The sequence below is a fragment of the Marinomonas sp. KMM3893 genome, assembly GCF_004352855.1.
Lineage (GTDB): Bacteria > Pseudomonadota > Gammaproteobacteria > Pseudomonadales > Marinomonadaceae > Marinomonas > Marinomonas arenicola.
The window spans coordinates 70,401-90,515 of sequence record NZ_SJSC01000008.1; the positions used below are offsets into that span (position 1 = coordinate 70,401).

A 20,115-nucleotide genomic window follows, 5' to 3' on the forward strand; every position below is an offset into this window, starting at 1 on the left:
AAGGCATATATTGATGCTTACAGAAGGGAATATACATAGATGTTAACCAGCTTTCGGTCGCGGTTAATTGCTTTATTGTTGGGCTTGCTTGCGATGGTTCAGTTAGGAACTGCAGTGGCGGTGCTTAGCTCGTTAAAAGAAGACAATTACAAGCAAGGCGTTCAGGCGATAGACGTAGCGAAAAATGTGTTTGATCTCTCGTTAGGCAGCCGAGCGGACCAGTTAACCAAAGGCGTAAAAATTTTAGCGTCAGACTTTGGTTTCAAACAAGCGGTCGCTACTCAAGAGATTGGCACAATTCGTTCTGTTCTTGCGAATCACGGCGCTCGTATTGGCGCCGATGTGTCTTTGCTTATTGCGCCCGATGGCAAGATTATCGCCGCCACGAAAGAGCTTAATATCGACCAGACAGTGACGCGTTTAGTGCAATCCGCACGCCGCTCTGGTGGGGCTGCCATCAACACAATGATTTCGTTTGACGGCCAAGCCTATCAATTGGTTCTGGTGCCAATTAAAGCCCCGAATACCATTGCTTGGGTGGGCATGACTTTTTTATTGGATAAAAAATTAGCCGAACAAATCAAGGCGGTCACAGGGCTGGATATTAGCTTTTTAGGCGACACGAATGGTGGGCAAGATTTCTCTGGCTATTCCACCTTGCCCGAGCAAGACAAATACGACTTATTTCAAGAGATACAAGATGTTGCTGGCATGTCGGAAAAGCCACAATTTACCAATGCGGATAAATACCTTTCGTTGAGCATTCATTTAACCGCTAAGGATCAATGGGGTGTTTTGCATCTGCCTTATAAACCCTGGCTTGAAAGCTACAATCGGGCGCGCAATCAATTGTTGTTGATCTTTACTGGGGCGCTGGCGCTGGCATTGTTGGTTGGTATCTTACTGGCGAGAAACTTGACCGCGCCGATTGAGCGTTTAGTCGAATTCGCTCGGCAAATTGGTTTGGTCGGCAGCGACGCAAAAGCCCCGGCGGTGACGGGAGAGTTTTGCGTGCTATCCAATACCATGATGTCGATGCAAAGTTCGATCGCGTTGCGCGAAGAGGAGCTGACCAATCGAGCGTTGCACGATTTGCACACTGGATTGTATAACCGAAACGCTGTTGAGCAGCACCTAGCAAGCACGCTGCCTCGTGAAAATGGCTGCTTAGTTCTAGTGGATATTCGTCATTTCAAAGACCTTAATAATATGTTGGGGTTTGATAACGGAGATGCATTATTACTCAGTGTGACAGAGCGTTTACTCGGTTGGGCGAGTCACGCTGTGATGCAGGCTCGTATCGCGGGAGATCAGTTTTTATTAGTGTTTGAAAGCGACATCACACCTGAGCAATGTCACTCTTTATGCGCCTGTTTTGATCCGGTCTTTATCGTAGAAGGTTCGGAAGTGCATTTGTCGGTCGCGGTGGGCATTTTGCCTTTTGAAGAAACCATTACCAGCGTCAATGATGCGATGCGCCGTTTGGACATCACCGTTGACCGAGCCAAAGAAGAGTCAGCAGGCTTTGCCTTTTACCAAACAGGCCAAGATGAGAGTCATCAGCGCCAGTTGCGCATTATCGGCGATTTATCCACCGCGCTGGAATCACAGCAAATGTTTGTTGTGTATCAGCCAAAAGTGGGTGTGGCTGGGAAGGATTGTAACGAAGCCGAGGCTTTGGTGCGTTGGCAGCATCCTGAGTTAGGTTTTATTCCACCCGATGAGTTTATTTCTTTGTTAGAACAGGCTGGCAATATTCAGTTGCTGACCCATTGGGTTATCAACACGGTATTGTCGCAGTTGCAAGTATGGTGGCGTGATGGGCATAGAATTCGGGTGGCGATTAATTTATCAGCCCATGATTTGGTCAACGAGCAGTTGCCGAAGTTTATTGAGCAGGCGCTGAAAGAAAACGAATTGCCTGTGGAAGCGTTGGCGTTAGAAGTCACAGAAAGTGCGGTCATGAAAGACCGTAATAAAGTCATTCAAGTACTAAACGGTTTGCAGTCGTTAGGGATTCATTTAGCGATTGATGATTTTGGCACGGGACAGTCTTCATTGGCGTATTTACGCGAATTGCCGGTCAATGAAGTGAAAATTGACCGGGCATTTATTCAATACATTGATACCAACAAGGGGGATGAGTTTATTGTGAAAGCATCGATTGAACTATCTCACAGTTTGGGCTTCCAAGTGACCGCAGAAGGCGCCGAGAATATCGAAGGTGTTGCGCTTCTTGAGCATTATCAATGTGATAAAATACAAGGTTATTATTTTTCTAAACCACTTATGGCAGACGATTTTCTACAATGGCAGCAAGCGTTTCAGCCTGCTTAACAGATCGTTGTGCCGCCTTGATGGCTGAGCAATCAGGGCGGTTGCTCATAACAACTAGCAAGAGTAGCAGCGTCTGAGTTGCGCCAATGTGGTTTGGTTGTATTTATTTTTGAGGGCAAGGTAAGTTCGCATATGTTGTTTCTAATACGCATGATTTTATTACTGATTCTGATTATCGGCGTCACCTTATGGGGGCTGGTTTATTGCGCTTTTAGGTTGGGGTCTAAAGATCGGGTTTATCACCTTAGCAAAATTTTTATTCGAGTCGCGCCCTTGTTTGGTCTATCAGTAGAAGGTCGAATGGCAGATGCCTCAAAGTCGGTTCCTCAAGCTGTGTATGTGTCTAATCATCAAAACAATTTTGACCTTTTTACTGTGCCTGTGGTGTTTCCTAAAGGCGCTGTGACGGTGGGCAAAAGCTCTTTACGTTGGGTGCCTTTTTTCGGCGCCTTGTATTGGATTAGCGGCAATATCATGATCAATCGTGAGAACAAAAAGAAGGCCATCGCAACCATCGATCAAGTCGTGGCGGGGATGAAAACCACCGGATTGTCTATTTTTATGTTTCCTGAGGGATCTCGCAGCCGAGGTCGAGGTTGGTTACCGTTTAAGCGAGGGGCATTTCATGCGGCGGTACAAGCTGGCGTTCCTATTATTCCCATCGTGTGCAGTAATACCCACGAACAAGTGAAGGTGAACCGTTGGAGCAATGGCAAAGTGATTGTTGAAATGCTGCCACCGATCAGCACCGAAGGGTTGCATGAGACCGATGTCGTGCATTTGGTGAAGCAGTGCGAAACGCTCATGCACGAAACAAAACAGCGCCTAGACGACGAGCTCAAGAACAACGCCTAGATGACGAGCGCTGGCTATTAAGCTGTTCTTTTTGGCCAGCTGCTCTGACGCAGCGTGTCGGTGAGCACCTGAATAAGCGCCTGTTTACTCGCGTGGTCAGCAGCCAATTCTTGACTCGCCCACTCTGGGTGCTGTTGAGCGTTCTTCCAGATTGGTGTTAACGTCTCGATTAAGCGTTTAACGTGCTTTTCTTGTGCTTCTTTTTTGTCTGACGCTGTGTTGTTCAGAGCCGCTGTGTCTAAGTAGTAGGCTTGTTGTGATGCGTGTCCTCGTTGGTCAAGGTGACCAATAAGCGCGAGTCCTCGCAAACAGAGCACACCCAATGTGGCGGGTTCAACACACAGGTAATGGCGTCCTGTGAGTTTGCTTTTTAAGGTGTCTTTATAGTGACGACTGGTTTGCCAAGACGCGCCTAAAATAGCGCCTATAGTGGTGGCGGCACCTAATGATAAACCACCGGTCATCACATCGATTCCAGCCCCAATCGCGGCGCCGGTCATCGCGCTAGCCCCAGTGTTTAGTCCCCATTCTTTTAACGTGTCTAGAGCAAAAATATCTTGCTGCCAGGCACCACTTTGAATAGAAAAATTATCAGGTAACACATCCTCTTCTCGAAACGCATATAGCTGTAATAAGGCGCGAATAAATTGGCTTTCCAAGCGTCTGATTTGGTTTTCAAACTCGCTCACATCGGAGGCCAGAGGAGGGTGTTGAGCGCAGCGTTTACGACTGCTTGCGGCATTGATTTGTAAGTTGGCGAGTAATTCAATGGCGGCGCTTCGACGTGATTGTGCGGCTTCTTCACGGCTTTTAAGCAGGGCGTCAATGTCGTTGTAATGGTCGGGCATCAAGCTTTGTAGGCTCTGGTAAAGTCGTTTTTCATCTTCGAAGTAAAAGGCGACCGAATCATAGCGTACCACCGCATGAAGGTGGCGAGCCGCTAACACTTTTCGCCATGCCTCTAAGTGCGCGCTGGGCGCCGCGCTGAAATTTAGAATCGGTACTATGGGTTTACTGGCACTGGCGAGCAGTGTCAGTTCGTCGAGGTATTTACCCAATGGTGCTTGGCGGATATCCACCACGTACAGAATGATATCGCAGCGATCCAATTGTTTGAGAATTTTAGCCTCTTGCTCAAACTCATCATTGGCTAAGTGGCTCTGGCAAAAAGGGGCGATCCAATCTGCGCCTTGGTAGGCGGCGAATGGGGCTTTTTGGCGAGCTTCCCAAAGGCCAATAGAATCTTCAAAGCCTGGGGTGTCGGTCAAGGTAAGCAGGGTTTTTCCGGCCAATGTGAGCACCGCGCTTTCTACATGGCGTGTGGTGCCTGCTTGATTGCTGATTTCACCAAACGATTGTTGGCGCAGCAAGGTACGAATCAAAGAGGTTTTGCCTGTATTTGCATGACCCACTACCAAAAGAGAAATCGACACAGTTACTCCTTATCATCCATTAGGCGAAAAAGACGCTCTGGATGAATGCCAGATTCCAGCCCTGTACGTTGCCAATCGGTGGCAAATGGGGCGCTCTGTCCATTCGCTATGACTAAAGAGACATCAGGGTGTGAGGTGATCGCGTTTAATAAAAAGCGCCGAGAGCCACGATCAGGGCTGTGCTCGCCATCCACCAGAATGTACATCGGCTGTGGATGAGGTGTTGCTAAAAAGGCGTGTTGTTGGCTGGCATCATTGAGCATGGTGACAAGGCTGGCTCCGGCGAGGCAAGTTGGCGCGGCTTGGCTCCATTCAAACAATCCCCATACTTGGCTGAGAGCCTCTTGGGGAAGGACGGTTAGTCTAACTTGCTGGTGAGCATTGGACGCGCTTGTGTGGCGTTGTGTTTTTGCTTTATCGAGCGTTTCTTTATCGATTATGTGGCTATTGGCGTGTTCTTGATAGCGGCGCTCAATGGCTTGCTCTTGTGTTGTTTTGGGTAAGGTTACGCGTTTCAAGCGATACATAAGCAGGCTAATAACACCCAGTAAAAGTCGCGGCAATACGCCATACAAGATTAAGCTGGCGAGCAGTAAGCTAGCCCAGTGCTGTCTGGTGCTGGCGGATTGAGAAATGATGTCGACGCGGCTGGCAAGAATGTCGACTTGATTGGGGACTGTGATCCCCAATAAATTTGGCAGAATACTGAGTTGTTGCGTGAGCCAAAGAAACTGTTGGTCGTCTAATAGTGTGGTTTCCCAAACAAAATTGACCTGATTGGTGAGCAACAGCAGCAGGGTCATAAGAAAGCCCGCGAGTAAATAACTCAGCCAAGCAGTATGTGAAATAGTGCTTAATAGCCAACGATTAGAATGAGCAGGGCACTGCCAATGCCAAAATGCCGAACTGGTGTCCGTGTTTATATGTGAATACTTACTAATCTTTTGGTTCAGGAATATAAGGGTGCTGAGCACAATGCCTTTCGATTGGTTCGATGAACGTCCCAGCGCCAACATACCAATAAACCAGATGGCGAGATTGATTCCATGAAACCCCAGCATGACGATCAGCAACCAGAAAATATTCACCTTACCAGACGCTGAGACCGCAAAAGCAGGTGGCACAGCCAGCAAACCTAAGACAAAGGTCAGTGCAAAAAGCAGCAACAAACCGCGCATAAAATAGCGTCTTAATTGCTCCGCTTGCGCTAGGTAACTTTTCTCTTGTGGCGAGGCGCTCAGCGATTGCAGAGCCCCTTTTAAAGTCGCTGCTTGGTTGGGTAAGCGAAACTGTGTGTTGGATTCCAACCAAGCGGCAATGGATAACTGCGCACGTTGTGAAAGACCTGTTTTTGGTGCGTTAAGTGGATCTGTTTTGTGTGGCGACGATAAAGACATTTACAAGCTGACTCGTTGAGTAACGGTGGAAGGCTGTCGTTGCATCAAAATTTTGCCATGGCGCAGATTCAATAGTACCTCACCTTGGTTACGCAGTACGCTGTAATCGTCTTCGCCGCTTAACAAAATAGCATTGGCTGGATGCCCCTCAACAATGCCGTAGTTTTTCAGCTGCATCAGTTTGGCGCTGTTGTCGGTAATAAAATCCAAAGCACGAACAAAATCGTCATAGCCCATCATTTGGCAGATATGCAGGCCGAAATCCAGCGAGCGTAACAGCTTGCCATTACCCAGCGAATACCAAGGGTCGAAGATGGAGTCTTGCGCAAGGCCGACGTTCATTCCTGCCGCGGTGAGCTCTTTAACACGGGTTAAGCCGCGGCGTTTTGGGTAGGAGTCAAAGCGACCCTGCAGATGAATGCTTTCTGTTGGACAAGAGACAAAATGAATGCCGGAATGCTTGAGCAAACGGAATAGCTTTGAACAGTAGGCGTTATCGTAAGAATGCATCGCGGTTGTGTGACTTGCGGTGACTCGATCGCCAATCCCAGCTTGCATTGCCTCGTGCGCGAGAAACTCCAAAAAGCGCGAATTTGGATCGTCGATTTCATCGCAATGCACATCCACTAAACGATCGTACTTCAGCGCTAATTGAATCAGGGTTTTAACGGACTTTTCGCCCAGCTCTCGAGTGTATTCGAAGTGCGGAATTCCACCGACAACGTCGGCACCGATTTCCATGGCTTGTGCCATTAAAGCTTCGCCATTTGGGTAAGAGTGAATGCCTTCTTGCGGGAAGGCCACCACTTGAATGTCTAATACGTCTTTTAGCTCGTCGCGCAGCTCACATAGGGTGCGCATAGCAATCAGTGAAGGGTCTGTGGTGTCGATATGAGTGCGAATGTGCTGCACGCCATTGTCGATCAATAAGGCTAAGGTTTCTTTAACGCGGCGGCGAATATCCTCACGGTTGAGCATGGGCTTGCGTTGTGACCAGCGCTCGATGCCTTCAAACAAGGTGCCGCTGCGATTCCATTCTGGTTCGCCGGCGGTTAAGGCTGCATCAAGATGAATGTGAGGCTCTACAAATGGCGCGCACAACAGCTGCCCACGAGCATCAATGTCACCTTCGCTCGCGGCGAGTGACTTGTCTTGCGCGTTAATGGCAGAAAACAGACCTTTTTCGATCTCTATGGTATAGAGCTCGGTTTTTTGTCTTAAGCGTGCATTGATGATTCTCATATCCATACTCCATTATGCTGACGGTATTTTATTCAGACTATGCCTTTGTTTTACCTGATGCTTTTGTTAAAGGCAAAGGTGCTGCGGTTTTCACCGTGCGAATGGCGAAATGGCTTTGAATGTCTTTTACGTGAGGCAAGTATTGTAGTTTTTTTAAAATGCGCTCGTAGTCTTGTAGATCAACCGCCACGACTTCCAAACGGTAATCCGCGCTGCCAGAAACAAGGTGGGCACTGATGATGTCGCTGACCTCTAAAATCGCATTTTCAAAAGCGATGTGTTTGTCGTCTGTGTGGCTTTTTAAGCGCACTTCAACAAATACCGTCATTGAAAATCCGGCTTTTTGGCGATCAATACGAGCGTGATAGCCCTCGATGACGCCCGCGTCTTCTAATTGCTTAACGCGACGTAAACAAGGGGACGGCGAGAGGTGGATTTCTTCTGCTAACGCCACATTGGTTAGGCGGCCATCGGATTGAAGATGAGACAGGATTTCAAGATCGGTTTTGTCCATATTGGCATACTTCATATTTTATAGATTGTATTAGGGTGTTATATGCTAAAAAGTAGCCTTTTATAAGGGGTAATAGCAAGGACATGCTCACGGTTCTGCACAGATAATGGCGTATCGATTTCCGTGAGGTGGCTATGTCACAAATATACCTAGAAAAGTCTCAACAAACCGTGGCGGCCGAGCCTCCAAAATACAAACAATACGCGACCGGGTGGGGTTTTCGCCTTGGCTTATTAGCGGCCTTGGTGAGCATTTTGATTTGGGCATCTTGGTTGGTCAGTATGCGTGCTGGCATGACCAATTCATTAACCGCCTTTGACCTGGGCATATTGCGTTTTTCGCCACCGGCATTGCTGTTGTGGCCGATTCTTTGGCGCGCTCGCGGGCAAGTAAAAGCGGTATCGCCGCTGCTGTTATTAGGCATTATTTGTGGTGCCGGATTACCATTTTTCTATTTAAGCGCCACAGGGCTAAAGTACGCACCAGCGTCCCATGCCGGTTTATTGATCCTCGGCGCCTATCCGTTTTTTGTCACCTTGTTGGCGGTGCTTTTTTATCAAGAGAAGGTCAGCCCTGCGCGTAAAATTGGCTTGAGTTTTGTGTGTGCAGGCGTCGTGGTATTAATGGTTTTATCATTGTTTACCGCACCAGCAGGCACCTGGATAGGGGATTTAATGTTGCTGGGCGCCAGTGTTTTCTGGGCTATATATACCGTAAGCCTTCGCATTGCTGGTTTGCCACCCTTAGTGTCCACCGCGTTAATGGGATTATCGTCCACCGTGATTCTCTTGTTTATGTACGCCACAGGAATGGTGTCTAGCGGATTGGCAGATGCTTCGTGGGATATGTTAGCAGGACAGATACTGGTGCAAAGTTTGCTGGTGGGATTGCTGACTGGTTTTACCTATGGGTATGCCATTCATAAGTTGGGGGCCGAAAACATGGCGGCCATCGGTGCCTTTACGCCAGTTCTCGCTGCGCTTATTGCCATTCCAGTATTAGGCGAGGCCATTACCAGCTACGCTATTGTTGGCTTAGTTCTTGTGAGCGTCGGCGTGCTTATCGCCAGTGGCATCTTGAAAAAACGGCCGTGATCAAACCGCCACTATTACGACTCTATGACCGGTAGGCTGGTTAAAGCAATGTCTATCGGGAGGAAATAACTCTGCGTAAATTTGATGCCTTACTTGTATTTATGGTTTCATCCTAGGGTAGGTCAAGGCTTTAAGGCTCATCAACAAACGGTCGCCAGCGTTTTCTACACCATGCTTAAATGCTAGCGACAAGCGCGTTAACAATGGGGGCAAGGCGAATGCCCTCAAGATGTTGTGCTGAAAATACTGTCATTGGCTGAAAAAGACATTGATGTGATGGCCGAGCACATCAAAAGTTATCGATGGAGTATTGGATGAATCTATATAAGTTTCAAACGATCAATAACCTTTCGTTAGAAGGGTTAATCAAACATAGCCTATATTTTGCCAGAACTGATCAGTTAAATGACCCAACAGAAGGCATGTTTGCTTTAGAGGGGCACAGTAAAGATTTAAAAAAATTTGGCATTCTTAGTATGACGAAAGGGGAGCCTTCTCAAATAGAAAACTCCCCTTTTATGTGGGCGCATTACGGCAATGAATTAAAAGGTTTCTGTTTGGTGTTTGGCTTCGACAGCTTTGTTTCAAGCATAGAGAGTGCCGTTTTATTCAATGGAGATGTGCATTATCAATCGGGTAGAACCTTGTTAGATCCCTTGTCTAGCGACCAAGGGCCAGAGCCGCTATCCGGTGTTGATCATGAGGTTTTGCGCGACAAAAACATGTATCGAAACCTCTTTTTCCAAAAGCCGAAAGAATTTGAGAATGAAAGGGAATATCGTTTTATAACGGAAAAATCCGACTCTCTGCAATATGATAAGAAGTCCTTGTCTAAAATCATCATCGGCGAGCGGATGGAGAGCTGCGATGAAACCGTCTTACTGAGCGTGCTAGGAAACTTAGGGCTGTTAAACAAAGTAGAATACGCGTTCGTACAAAAAGACAGTTTTAAGATCCAGATCGGAAAATTCTTCCTCTAACCCCCTCAAAAATCGATAAAACCACCCTCTTTATGTCTTAAAAAGCCGCTCCCATTTCTGAAGGCGGCTTCTCATTTCTAACCCTACACGATCGCACTGCGTTGCAAACGCATAACTTGAGCCATAGCGATCGGCTTTTAAGGTGCTTAGTTGAAGTGTCTAAAAGAGTGCTACAGTGAAATAGATGGCAAGATAAAACAAACACAGGATGTGTAGAGTATTGTTGAAATACTACCCAAGGAGGGTATACTTTTATTTATAAGACAAGAGCGTTTTGTTCTTTAACTAAGAAAGAAGGCATGTCTGATGCAGATTTGATTCAGGCATGTGACGAAATAAAGCGAGGTTTGATCGATGCGGACTTGGGCGGATCGCTTTATAAAAAGAGAGTTGCGTCAGGAAATAAAGGTAAGAGTGGAGGCTTTCGTACTCTGATTGGTGCGGTTATTGGTGAGAAGTACTTCTTCTTATATGCATTTGCCAAGAATCAACGAGCAAATATTTCTCATCAAGAAAAACTCGCACTTAGAGAGTTGGCTCAAACTTTTATTTCTTTCGATTCGGAAGAGATAGATCGCCTGATCTTGTCTGGTGAATTAACGACAGTCGGTGCTAGTGGGAAAGGAGAGGATCATGAGTGATATTTTAACATCTGTACATAAAACGGCCAAAGGGCTAAGCAAAGCTGGTGTGATAGACAAAACGACTATGCGTAAGTTTGATGCATTGTGCCTCACGTCTATCCATGAATTTACGCCTGAGAAAGTTCGTCAACTGCGACTGGCTAACAACCTCTCCCAACCTGTTTTTGCTCAATACTTAAACGTCAGCGATAAACTTGTCAAAAAATGGGAACAAGGCGAAAGCAAGCCTAGAGGTGCTGCGCTGAAAATGCTGTCGCTGGCTGAGAAAAATGGAATCGAAGCGATCGCTTAAATTTTATACACCGAACCAGAACCTTCCCCTTTTGTCTTCCAAGTGTTCATGAAGGCCAATAAAAAAGCCGCTTCCATTTCTGAAAGCGGCTTCTCATTTCTGTACCAAGCAATCCTATTAAATAGAATTAATTACGCATCAATACGTTTGTATTTGATACGAGTTGGTGTCGCGTCGTTACCGGTACGTTGTTTGTAGTCGGCTTCGTATTCTGCGTAGTTCCCTTCGAAGAAGACGGCTTTAGAGTCGCCTTCGTACGCTAGGATGTGTGTGGCGATACGGTCAAGGAACCAACGGTCGTGGGAAATAACAATCGCGGCGCCTGGGAAGGCCAATAGCGCGTCTTCCAGTGCACGTAAGGTTTCTACGTCAAGGTCGTTGGTCGGCTCATCCAGTAGCAATACGTTGCCGCCTTCTTTAAGTAATTTCGCAAGGTGCAAACGGTTACGCTCACCACCAGACAGATGCTTAACCAATTTTTGTTGATCAGACCCTTTGAAGTTAAAGCGACCAATGTAAGCACGAGACGGCACCTTGTAGTTGTGAACCGTGATCATGTCTTGGCCGTCAGCGATTTCTTCAAAGACGGTTTTGTCACCGTCCAATTCACGCATTTGGTCTACGTAAGCAAGCTGTACGGTTTCGCCTATGGTGACTGTGCCTGTGTCGGGTTGTTCGATGCCTGCGATCATTTTGAACAGCGTCGATTTACCCGCACCGTTACCACCAACAACACCAACGATCGCGCCTTGCGGTACCACCATGTTGAAGTCTTCTAGTAGCATCTTGTGTTCGAAGCTTTTGCTAACGCCTTCGATTTCGATGACTTTAGAGCCAAGACGTGGTCCTGGTGGAATGTACAATTCGTTGGTTTCGTTACGATCTTGGAACTCTTGAGAGTTCATTTCTTCGAAGCGAGCCAAACGTGCTTTGGATTTAGACTGACGACCTTTGGCGTTCTGGCGAACCCACTCAAGTTCCGATTTAATGGCTTTTTGGTGAGAAGCTTGTTGCTTCGCTTCGCTGGCCAATCGAGCGTCTTTTTGCTCCAACCAAGACGAGTAGTTGCCTTCGTATGGAATACCGTGACCACGGTCAAGTTCCAGAATCCAGCCCGCTGCGTTGTCTAGGAAGTAACGGTCATGGGTAATGGCGACCACTGTGCCTGGGTAGTCTTTCAAGAAACGCTCTAGCCAAGCCACGGATTCTGCATCCAAATGGTTGGTAGGCTCGTCGAGAAGTATCATGTCAGGCTTGTTTAGCAATAGACGACAAAGGGCAACACGGCGACGTTCACCACCAGAAAGGTGCTCTACTTTCGCGTCCCAGTGCGGCAAGCGAAGGGCGTCGGCGGCAACTTCAAGCGCGCGCTCTAGGTTGTGGCCTTCTTTCGCTTCGATCAAGGCTTCAAGTTGGCCTTGCTCTTTTGCTAGCGCATCGAAGTCAGCATCTGGCTCTGCGTATTCCGCGTAAACGGCATCCAAGCGGGCCATCGCTTCAATAACGTCAGTAAAGGCTTCTTCAACAATGCCACGGACGTTCTTTTCTGGATCAAGATGAGGTTCTTGCTCCAAGTAGCCGATTTTGATGCCCGGCATTGGGCGAGCTTCACCGTTATGTTCAGTGTCTACGCCTGCCATGATGCGAAGCAGTGTGGATTTACCAGAACCGTTAAGACCCAATACACCAATCTTGGCGCCAGGGAAGAAAGAAAGAGAGATGTCTTTAAGAATCTCGCGTTTAGGAGGTACGACTTTCCCTACGCGGTTCATGCTGTAAACAAACTGAGCCATAAGCGAGTAATAATCCTGAAATAGATGAATGAATAGACGAAACACGCCTCGTTTTTACGGCGATTTTTTAACCGTTAAAAACCAGGGGTGCTGATAAAACAAAGTGCGCTAAGGATAGCACAGCTGACCCTAATGCAGAATAATCAGAGAGGCTCCTATAACAACTAAAATTGCCCCTAACCAAGCACCAAAAGAAGGTATTTGTCGGGTCGTTATCCAAAGCCCCGGCAAGATCAGCACGGGCACTGTGGCAGATAACGTGGTCACGAGCCCCACGTCAGCATGGCCGATCCCCCAAACCAAAACACTCATGCCGATGACCATGCCAACAATCGCGATCGTCATTAAGCCCAGCGCATCTTTGTACGTCAGTTGTTGAAAAGAAAGCGCCGTCGCCGGTAAGCGATGACGGTAGTAAAGGCCGTAAGCAAGCGCCAGAGCAATGGCGCCAGTGGAAACGCGAAGTGCTGAGACGGCAATCGGGTCTGCGCCATCCAACAGTGCGGGTTTGCTGAGCAAGGCGCCACTGGCTTGGCCTAAGGCGCCACCTAATGCCATCAAGATGCCCACACTCAAACGACCTTTGGTCTGTTCCCAGTCATGGCTTTGAGTACGTCTGCCGAACAGGATAGCAATGACGACACCGGTGAGTACTAAACCACAAGCGAAGAGTTGCCATAGGGTCAGTGTTTCATTTAAAAACAACCAGCTTAGTAAAATCGAGATAGGAGCGTTGGTCGCAAACAAGATGCCCGCGCGTCTAGGGCCAAGCCGGTGAACCGCGCTGAATAAGCAGGTGTCACCCAAGAAAATGCCTAATATGCCCGACAACATAACGCTGTTTTTATGTTCCCACAAAGAAGGGTCAAAGCGCTGGGTGAGGAGGCTAATACAGAGCAAAATAGTACTGGCGGTAAGGATTCGAAAGGTGTTGAATCGCATGGTGCCAAAGCGGCCAATCAATCTAGGGGCCATTAAACTAGAGATGGTCCAGCACAGTGCTGCGACGAGCCCAGATAATTCCGCGAAAGGCATGTCATGTCCTTATTAAAATGCTTATGAGAGGCTTTGTTAAGCGCCTTTATTGTATTTATCGCATTGTACAAAGGTCTCAGTTTATAAATCCAATGCTTCTTAATTAAAGTACTCATTGGAGGCTAAGCCAGCATTGCGAGAGCCATGACCCAAATCACTGTATGGGGGAATGCTTGTGTGTCGTTTGGTAGCTATATTAAAGTGAGGTTGGTATTATTCTGGTTAGAAAATAGAGCCGTTCAGGCGGCTTTTTCATCCTTTTTTACAGTCATTCTGGAAACGCCATGCGATGTCCATTTTGCGGAACGCAAGATACCAAAGTTGTAGATTCCCGCCTAGTCTCAGAAGGTTCTCAAGTGCGCCGTCGACGTGCTTGTAGCCATTGTCAGGAGCGCTTTACTACGTTTGAAGTGGCCGAGTTACAGATGCCCAAGTTAATCAAAAGCGATGGTAGCCGAGAGCTTTTTGACGAAGAAAAATTACGCAGTGGTATTTTAAAAGCCATTGAAAAGCGTCCAGTGAGTATTGAAGCAGTAGAAACCGCCATTACTCGGATCATGGAAAAAATGCAGGCGACAGGGGAGCGCGAGTTACCATCGCGTTGGACCGGTGAGGCGGTGATGGACGAATTACAGCGTCTTGATCAAGTGGCCTACGTTCGTTTTGCTTCCGTGTACCGAAGCTTTAAAGACATTAGTGAATTCCGCGATGCTATTGATCATCTAGAAAGCAACAACGACGACGATCAACCATCCCCTGTATTGAAAGAAGAGAAGAAATCATGACCTATAACCACGAATATTGGATGGCGAAAGCGCTGCAACTGGCCCGTAAAGGTCTGTACTCCACGCACCCAAACCCAAGGGTGGGTTGTGTTCTGGTGAAAGATGATGAGTTGATTGGCGAGGGCTACCATATTCGCTCTGGTGAAGGTCATGCCGAAGTGAATGCGATTGCGAATGCCACACAAGACGTGGCCGGTGCGACGGCGTATGTGACGCTAGAGCCATGTAGTCATCAAGGCAAAACGCCACCCTGTGCCGACGCCTTGGTGAAAGCCGGTGTGGCACGCGTGGTTTTCGGCATGCAAGACCCTAACCCTGCGGTGTCAGGAAAAGGGCTGACTAAACTAAACAAAGCAGGCATTGACGTCATAGGACCCGTGTTAGAAGCACAATGTGAAGCATTGAATCCAGGCTTTGTTAAACGTATGCGTGAAGGCTTGCCTTTTATTCGAGTGAAATTGGCCATGAGCGTCGATGGTCGCACCGCGATGGAATCCGGTGAAAGCCAATGGATTACCGGCGCGGAGGCTCGTCAAGATGTGCAGCGCTTACGAGCGCAAAGCGATGCGGTTATTACCGGTATAGGCACTGTCTTGGCTGATAACCCAAGCATGACGGTACGTATTAATGAGGCTGATCAGGCGATTGAAGCAAAACGGGTTCGCCAGCCGCTACGTGTTGTGATGGACACGGCCTTGTCGATTCTTCCAGAAGCCAAAATTCTCTACCCAACGAAGCAAGCCTGTGTGTTTGTGTTGGAAGATGAAGTGGAATCTGAGCACTTGGATGTCTTACAAGAGAAAGGCGTGAATGTGCGTTTTGCGCCCCGTGGTGATGACGGTCGTTTGGATCTGCTAGATGCCATGGAACAATTGGCCGACGCGGGCATTAATGAAGTGCTGGTGGAAACCGGTGCTGAGCTTGCTGGTGGCTTTTTACAAGCCGGTTTGGTCGATGAAATAGTGGTTTACATGGCGCCTAAATTGCTGGGGTCAACCGCTCGACCTATGTTTCAACTACCATTAGATAAGATGGATGAAGCGCTGAATTTAGAATTAACCTCAGTGCGTCAAGTAGGTCAAGATTTGCGTTTGGTCTATGTGCCTCAATATTTAGAATTTGAAGAAGATGACAGCGACTTAGACGAAGCACCTCAAGAGTAAGCTGGCCAGTTTTCGACGATAAGCACGATGAAGCAAAGAAAAGACTCGCTGAATCCGTGGGGCTTTTTTATCAGAACAAGGGTTTATTGGGCGTCTCCATTAGGTCACGCCTTGGCGTATTTTAAAATACATACAACGACAACCATGAATAAGAAGTGAGAAAAACATGGCGTTAAATAGTGTAGATGAAATTTTAGCCGATTTCCGTCAGGGTAAAATGGTTATTTTGATGGACGATGAAGACCGCGAAAATGAAGGCGATTTGATCGTTGCAGCAGAATGCATTACTCCAGAAATCATTAACTTTATGGCGGTTCATGCCCGTGGCCTGATCTGCTTAACGCTGACTCCGCAGCGTTGCCAACAGCTGAATTTACCCTTGATGGTGAATGACAACGGCACGGTTTATGCGACCAACTTTACCCTCTCGATAGAAGCGGCAGAAGGCGTCACGACAGGGATTTCTGCGGCAGACCGAGCCTTGACGGTTAAGCGTGCCGTGATGGCGAACGCGAAACCCTCTGATATTGTTCAGCCGGGTCATGTGTTCCCATTAATGGCACGTGCTGGTGGTGTATTAAGCCGTGCAGGACACACCGAAGCAGGCTGTGATTTGGCTCGTATGGCAGGCTATGAAGGGGCTTCTGTGATCGTTGAAATAATCAATGATGATGGAACTATGGCGCGTCGACCAGATTTAGAGAAGTTTGCCGAGAAACACGGCATAAAAATTGGTACAATTGCCGACCTGATACATTATCGTACGCTGAATGAGACCACAGTGGTTCGTGAAAACGAGCGTACCGTGCAAACTGAAGCGGGCGAATTCAACCTAATTACCTATCGTGATACCGTTCAAGGCTTATCGCATCTTGCTTTTGTGAAAGGTGAGATTAAAGATGATGAGCCGAGTTTAGTGCGTGTTCATGTGGCCGATCCTGCGCGTGATTTCGCAGGCATTATTTGTGAATCAGACGAACCACGTTGGTCGATGAGCAAATCACTTGAATACATAGGTAACGCTGGGCAAGGTGTGGTTGTGTTGATCGACAGCCCAGAGAAAACGAATGATTTAGCGAGCAGCTTCGAAGCGTCGTTATCTCCTCCAGCTGGAAAAGGACCAGATAAAAGTGGTTCTGGTACCTATTTGACAGTCGGCACAGGGTCACAAATTTTGCGAGACCTTGGTATTCGTAAAATGCGTTTATTAAGCTCACCGAAGAAATTTTCGGTGACGGGCTTCGATTTAGAAGCGGTTGAATTTATTCCTTATCCGGGTGCAGACAATGCAGCCGTGAAACAAGATTAAGAGAGATGATAATGAACGATATTACTACTTACGAAGGTAACTTCTCAGCACCAGGAGCGAAATTTGCGCTTGTCGTTGGTCGCTTTAACAGCTACATCGTTGAAAGTTTATTAGAAGGTGCTGTGGACACATTAGTGCGTCACGGTATTCGCAAAGAAGATTTAACCATTGTTCGTGCACCTGGTGCATTTGAAATTCCAGTGGTGGTAAAAAAAGTGGCTGACCAAGGAAAGCACGATGCCATTATCGCATTAGGTGCGGTCATTCGCGGTGGTACGCCACATTTTGAATATGTGGCTGGTGAGTGTGTGAAAGGCCTTGGCCAATTAGCGCTACAATATGGTATTCCGGTATCTTTCGGCGTGTTGACCGTAGATACCATTGAGCAGGCGATTGAGCGTGCGGGCACAAAAGCGGGTAACAAAGGGTCAGAAGCAGCAATTTCTGCCCTAGAAACCGTGGCTGTCCTACGTAGTCTGGATAACTGAGGCAGAAAATGAGCGAAGTGGAAACAACAAACGACCAAAACCCAGCACCGAAACGTAAGGCGAAAAAACCTTCACGTTCTCAAATGCGCAGTGCTTCTCGTCGTTTGGCATTACAGGCGATTTACCAATGGCAGATGAATCATTCCGCTGTCAGTGAGATCGAAACACAGTTCACCCTAGACCAAGACATGAGCGATTGTGATAAGGCCTACTTCCGTGAATTGTTGCAAGGCGTGACTAGCCGTGCGAAAAAACTAGATGATTTGTTTGAAGAGCTGCTAGACCGTTCTTTGAGCGAACTAGACTCTATTGAGCTTGCCGTGATGCGCATCGGTGCGTTTGAGTTATCTGAGCGTTTGGATGTTCCATATCGTGTTGTTATCAACGAAGGCGTTGAGCTGGCGAAAGGATTTGGCGCGACAGAAAGCCACAAATACGTAAATGGTATTCTTGATAAGCTTGCCCAGCGTGTTCGTCGCGAAGAAATTGCCGCACGTCGTAATAGCTAAAATATCGTCTTATGGTCATGGTGGGCGTGGGTAATAATACGATCGCCTTGCCCGTTTTGATGCTGTATGAGCGATGTGAGTCAATAAGATAACGCCATTATAAAATGGCAAATAGCCCCCGCAGGATGACTGAAAAGTGATCGTGCGGGGGCTTTTTTATGGCCAACACTTGCCTTAGGGACAAGCGGTAAAATAAGGCGTCAATAACGGGCTCTCTTAACGTCTTGGATGGCGTTAATAGATAAGATAATGGCGGTGTGAGTCGATGTGCTTTTAGATGTGGGTTATAGACTGAAAAATGCCACCTTCACTAGGATAAATGGTCTTTTGACGTCCCCTTAGTGGTTGCATCGACGGTGATAGATTACGTTTTTAGCCTGTTCACCAGGTGCTAAAGACGAGCCATTGTTTATAAATCAAATGCGTGTTGATAGGGATGTTTATGGTTCAAGTCTTATTGCGGGTCTGGGCTTTGTTGCTGGGTATTGTCCTGATTATGTTGGGCAATGGTATGCAATTCACGCTCATTGGATTGCGTGGCGGAATCGAAGGCTTCTCAGCGGCGGAGCTGGCGATTATCACCTCTGGCTATTATATGGGGTTTTTATTAGGCGCTCGTTTTTCACCTTTATTGATTCTTCGTGTTGGGCATGTGCGAGTGTTTGCGGCGCTTGGCAGCTTTATGTCCGCCGGTGTGATTGCTTTGCCGTTGCTCGCAGAGCCTTGGGCTTGGACGATATTGCGTTTGCTGTTGGGGTTTTGTATGTCGGGTATTTATGTGGTGGCAGAGAGCTGGTTGAACGCCGCCGCGAGTAATGACACACGAGGTAAGGTGCTGTCAGCTTACATGATTGCCCAAACGCTTGGTGTTATCGGTGCTCAAGGATTATTAGGCTTTGGTGATGCGAGCAATTCTGCACTCTTTATTGGTGCTTCTATATTGGTGTCTATTTCTTTTGCGCCGATTCTGTTATCGGTCACATCGGTGCCGGTTGTGGAAGTAACCAAGCCAATGTCTTTAGCTACGCTCTTTGCTGGATCCCCATTAGGGACGGTAGGTATTTTTCTGTTGGGTGGAGCGTACGCGGTGCAAACAGGGATGGGGGCCGTTTTTGGTAGCCAAATTGGTATGACGGCGAACAATATTGCTCTGTTTGTGGCTGTCTTGTTTGTCGGTGCGCTTATTCTCCAATACCCCATAGGATGGCTGTCTGATCGGGTGGATCGGAGTAAGTTAATCCTTGGTTTGTCTTGTGTTGGCGGCATTTTTTGTGTGATGGGCTGGTATTTTGGCGATGTTTTTTGGGTGCTAATGGTCACCGCTTTCTTTTCTGGTGGGGTGACTGTGCCGCTTTATTCGCTGTTTCTTGCATACACAAATGACTCCTTATCCACCGATGATATGCCAGCAGCGTCAGGCGGTTTGGTGTTTACCTTTGGGTTGGGTGCCATCGGCGGGCCTCTCGTTAGTGGTTGGATGATGCAAACGTTTGGCCCCTTTGTGTTCTGGTTGGTGCTGGCGGTGACCTTTGCCGCCATCGCTTGTTATGCCTTGTATTGCATGACGCAACAAGGGGTTGTGGTGCCCGTCGAAGAAACCGACAGTTATTTGGGCGTGTTACCAACAGCGACGGCGGTCGCAGTAGAAGCGGCTGGGGAGTGGGCGGTTGAGCACAGTGAAGCCGAAGCTGAAGCTGAAAAAGAAGAGCGTGATCAAGACGGTTAGCATCAGAGTGTTAGATAAATTGCTGACGTTTTGCAGTATTATAGGGCGACTTATATTAACGATAGATAGCAATGACCATTCCGATTAAAAATGTCACCGTCCCTGAAGTCTCGTGCTCCAATTGCGAGGCCTGTTGCTGTCGTCTAGAAGTGATGATCATTACCGATACTGGCGTTCCTGAAAAACACATTTCTGTGGATGAATGGGGCGCTGAAACCATGCTGCGTTTAGACGATGGTTGGTGTTCGGCAGTCGACCGTGAAACCTTAATGTGTACCATCTATGAAAATCGTCCTTGGATCTGCCGAGAATTCGAGATGGGTTCCTATGAGTGTTTGGATGAAAGGGCTGAGATTTTAGGTCGTTAACGCCGAATCAAAGTAACGATCCACAACCTGCTTTGCGCGTTTTCGAGTCGCAGCTGTCGCGCCAATGGGGTATCCTCTTTACGGATCAATGGCAGCCTCTATAAAGATCAGTATGAAGCAGATATGGGGCTGTAATTAAGGCATTACGTCG

19 protein-coding genes are annotated in these 20,115 nt (G+C 47.6%); 13 read left to right on the plus strand and 6 right to left on the minus strand.

Features of this window, described 5'->3' with window-relative positions; translation table 11 throughout:
* Positions 1-39: 39 nt before the first annotated feature.
* On the plus strand, positions 40-2,337 hold the full coding sequence (locus E0D71_RS16100; RefSeq protein WP_133004339.1) for an EAL domain-containing protein: 2,298 nt from the start codon (positions 40-42) through the stop codon (positions 2,335-2,337).
* Between the two features lie 132 nt (positions 2,338-2,469).
* Positions 2,470-3,192 carry a 1-acylglycerol-3-phosphate O-acyltransferase gene (locus E0D71_RS16105; RefSeq protein WP_133004340.1) on the plus strand — a complete coding sequence of 241 codons (723 nt, stop codon included), beginning with the start codon at positions 2,470-2,472 and terminating at the stop codon, positions 3,190-3,192.
* A 17-nt stretch (positions 3,193-3,209) separates the two neighbouring features.
* On the opposite strand, the gene E0D71_RS16110 is transcribed toward E0D71_RS16105, so the two are convergent.
* From E0D71_RS16110 to E0D71_RS16125, 4 genes are read right to left on the minus strand one after another with little or no spacing between them, the layout of a single operon-like run.
* A complete protein-coding gene (locus tag E0D71_RS16110) occupies positions 3,210-4,625 on the minus strand; it encodes a DUF3482 domain-containing protein (RefSeq protein ID WP_133004341.1) in 1,416 nt (471 codons plus the stop codon).
* Between the two features lie 2 nt (positions 4,626-4,627).
* A complete protein-coding gene (locus E0D71_RS16115; protein WP_133004342.1) occupies positions 4,628-6,022 on the minus strand; it encodes a DUF2868 domain-containing protein in 1,395 nt (464 codons plus the stop codon).
* Positions 6,023-7,264: a cytosine deaminase gene (codA, locus tag E0D71_RS16120; protein ID WP_133004343.1), complete on the minus strand. Its 1,242-nt coding sequence runs from the start codon at positions 7,262-7,264 to the stop codon at positions 6,023-6,025. It lies immediately after the preceding gene.
* Positions 7,265-7,301: 37 nt separating this feature from the next.
* A complete protein-coding gene (locus tag E0D71_RS16125; RefSeq protein ID WP_133004344.1) occupies positions 7,302-7,778 on the minus strand; it encodes an Lrp/AsnC family transcriptional regulator in 477 nt (158 codons plus the stop codon).
* Between the two features lie 134 nt (positions 7,779-7,912).
* Between E0D71_RS16125 and E0D71_RS16130 the strand changes: the two genes are divergently transcribed.
* From E0D71_RS16130 to E0D71_RS16145, 4 genes are all read left to right on the plus strand, one after another.
* Positions 7,913-8,872 (plus strand): DMT family transporter, encoded by a 960-nt coding sequence (locus tag E0D71_RS16130; protein ID WP_133004345.1) that lies wholly within the window; start codon positions 7,913-7,915, stop codon positions 8,870-8,872.
* 314 nt (positions 8,873-9,186) lie between these two features.
* Positions 9,187-9,852 carry a DUF2971 domain-containing protein gene (locus E0D71_RS16135; RefSeq protein WP_165943022.1) on the plus strand — a complete coding sequence of 222 codons (666 nt, stop codon included), beginning with the start codon at positions 9,187-9,189 and terminating at the stop codon, positions 9,850-9,852.
* 299 nt (positions 9,853-10,151) lie between these two features.
* On the plus strand, positions 10,152-10,493 hold the full coding sequence (locus E0D71_RS16140; RefSeq protein ID WP_133004347.1) for a type II toxin-antitoxin system RelE/ParE family toxin: 342 nt from the start codon (positions 10,152-10,154) through the stop codon (positions 10,491-10,493).
* Positions 10,486-10,788, plus strand: coding sequence for a DNA-binding transcriptional regulator (locus E0D71_RS16145; RefSeq protein ID WP_133004348.1), 303 nt, complete (start codon positions 10,486-10,488; stop codon positions 10,786-10,788). Before E0D71_RS16140 ends, E0D71_RS16145 begins: the two co-directional genes overlap by 8 nt.
* 131 nt (positions 10,789-10,919) lie before the next feature.
* Here the strand turns inward: E0D71_RS16145 and ettA are convergent, their stop codons facing one another.
* Together ettA and E0D71_RS16155 are read right to left on the minus strand one after the other, a co-directional pair.
* Complete coding sequence (ettA, locus tag E0D71_RS16150) at positions 10,920-12,581, minus strand: energy-dependent translational throttle protein EttA (protein WP_133004349.1); 1,662 nt, start codon at positions 12,579-12,581, stop codon at positions 10,920-10,922.
* A 129-nt stretch (positions 12,582-12,710) separates the two neighbouring features.
* On the minus strand, positions 12,711-13,616 hold the full coding sequence (locus E0D71_RS16155) for a DMT family transporter (RefSeq protein WP_133004350.1): 906 nt from the start codon (positions 13,614-13,616) through the stop codon (positions 12,711-12,713).
* 284 nt (positions 13,617-13,900) lie between these two features.
* Here E0D71_RS16155 and nrdR point away from each other — a divergent pair, with 284 nt between their 5' ends.
* The 7 genes from nrdR (at position 13,901) to E0D71_RS16190 (ending at position 19,964) form a co-directional block, all read left to right on the plus strand.
* On the plus strand, positions 13,901-14,401 hold the full coding sequence (gene nrdR, locus E0D71_RS16160; protein ID WP_133004351.1) for a transcriptional regulator NrdR: 501 nt from the start codon (positions 13,901-13,903) through the stop codon (positions 14,399-14,401).
* A complete protein-coding gene (gene ribD, locus E0D71_RS16165) occupies positions 14,398-15,564 on the plus strand; it encodes a bifunctional diaminohydroxyphosphoribosylaminopyrimidine deaminase/5-amino-6-(5-phosphoribosylamino)uracil reductase RibD (protein ID WP_133004352.1) in 1,167 nt (388 codons plus the stop codon). Before nrdR ends, ribD begins: the two co-directional genes overlap by 4 nt.
* A 166-nt stretch (positions 15,565-15,730) precedes the next feature.
* Complete coding sequence (ribBA, locus tag E0D71_RS16170; RefSeq protein WP_133004353.1) at positions 15,731-16,873, plus strand: bifunctional 3,4-dihydroxy-2-butanone-4-phosphate synthase/GTP cyclohydrolase II; 1,143 nt, start codon at positions 15,731-15,733, stop codon at positions 16,871-16,873.
* Positions 16,874-16,884: 11 nt separating this feature from the next.
* Positions 16,885-17,361, plus strand: coding sequence for a 6,7-dimethyl-8-ribityllumazine synthase (ribE, locus tag E0D71_RS16175; protein ID WP_133004354.1), 477 nt, complete (start codon positions 16,885-16,887; stop codon positions 17,359-17,361).
* Positions 17,362-17,369: 8 nt separating this feature from the next.
* Positions 17,370-17,870, plus strand: coding sequence for a transcription antitermination factor NusB (gene nusB / locus E0D71_RS16180; protein WP_133004355.1), 501 nt, complete (start codon positions 17,370-17,372; stop codon positions 17,868-17,870).
* Between the two features lie 442 nt (positions 17,871-18,312).
* Complete coding sequence (locus E0D71_RS16185) at positions 18,313-19,596, plus strand: MFS transporter (protein ID WP_133004356.1); 1,284 nt, start codon at positions 18,313-18,315, stop codon at positions 19,594-19,596.
* Positions 19,597-19,667: 71 nt separating this feature from the next.
* Positions 19,668-19,964 carry a YkgJ family cysteine cluster protein gene (locus tag E0D71_RS16190; RefSeq protein WP_133004357.1) on the plus strand — a complete coding sequence of 99 codons (297 nt, stop codon included), beginning with the start codon at positions 19,668-19,670 and terminating at the stop codon, positions 19,962-19,964.
* The last annotated feature ends 151 nt before the right edge of the window (positions 19,965-20,115 follow it).

Coding starts and splice junctions, on each gene's coding strand:
- E0D71_RS16100 (WP_133004339.1), top strand. CDS start 40: ATGTTAACCAGCTTTCGGTCGCGGTTAATTGCTTTATTGTTGGGCTTG.
- E0D71_RS16105 (WP_133004340.1), top strand. CDS start 2,470: ATGTTGTTTCTAATACGCATGATTTTATTACTGATTCTGATTATCGGC.
- E0D71_RS16115 (WP_133004342.1), bottom strand. CDS start 6,022: ATGTCTTTATCGTCGCCACACAAAACAGATCCACTTAACGCACCAAAA.
- codA (WP_133004343.1), bottom strand. CDS start 7,264: ATGAGAATCATCAATGCACGCTTAAGACAAAAAACCGAGCTCTATACC.
- E0D71_RS16125 (WP_133004344.1), bottom strand. CDS start 7,778: ATGGACAAAACCGATCTTGAAATCCTGTCTCATCTTCAATCCGATGGC.
- E0D71_RS16130 (WP_133004345.1), top strand. CDS start 7,913: ATGTCACAAATATACCTAGAAAAGTCTCAACAAACCGTGGCGGCCGAG.
- E0D71_RS16135 (WP_165943022.1), top strand. CDS start 9,187: ATGAATCTATATAAGTTTCAAACGATCAATAACCTTTCGTTAGAAGGG.
- E0D71_RS16140 (WP_133004347.1), top strand. CDS start 10,152: ATGTCTGATGCAGATTTGATTCAGGCATGTGACGAAATAAAGCGAGGT.
- E0D71_RS16145 (WP_133004348.1), top strand. CDS start 10,486: ATGAGTGATATTTTAACATCTGTACATAAAACGGCCAAAGGGCTAAGC.
- ettA (WP_133004349.1), bottom strand. CDS start 12,581: ATGGCTCAGTTTGTTTACAGCATGAACCGCGTAGGGAAAGTCGTACCT.
- E0D71_RS16155 (WP_133004350.1), bottom strand. CDS start 13,616: ATGCCTTTCGCGGAATTATCTGGGCTCGTCGCAGCACTGTGCTGGACC.
- nrdR (WP_133004351.1), top strand. CDS start 13,901: ATGCGATGTCCATTTTGCGGAACGCAAGATACCAAAGTTGTAGATTCC.
- ribD (WP_133004352.1), top strand. CDS start 14,398: ATGACCTATAACCACGAATATTGGATGGCGAAAGCGCTGCAACTGGCC.
- ribBA (WP_133004353.1), top strand. CDS start 15,731: ATGGCGTTAAATAGTGTAGATGAAATTTTAGCCGATTTCCGTCAGGGT.
- ribE (WP_133004354.1), top strand. CDS start 16,885: ATGAACGATATTACTACTTACGAAGGTAACTTCTCAGCACCAGGAGCG.
- nusB (WP_133004355.1), top strand. CDS start 17,370: ATGAGCGAAGTGGAAACAACAAACGACCAAAACCCAGCACCGAAACGT.
- E0D71_RS16185 (WP_133004356.1), top strand. CDS start 18,313: ATGGTTCAAGTCTTATTGCGGGTCTGGGCTTTGTTGCTGGGTATTGTC.
- E0D71_RS16190 (WP_133004357.1), top strand. CDS start 19,668: ATGACCATTCCGATTAAAAATGTCACCGTCCCTGAAGTCTCGTGCTCC.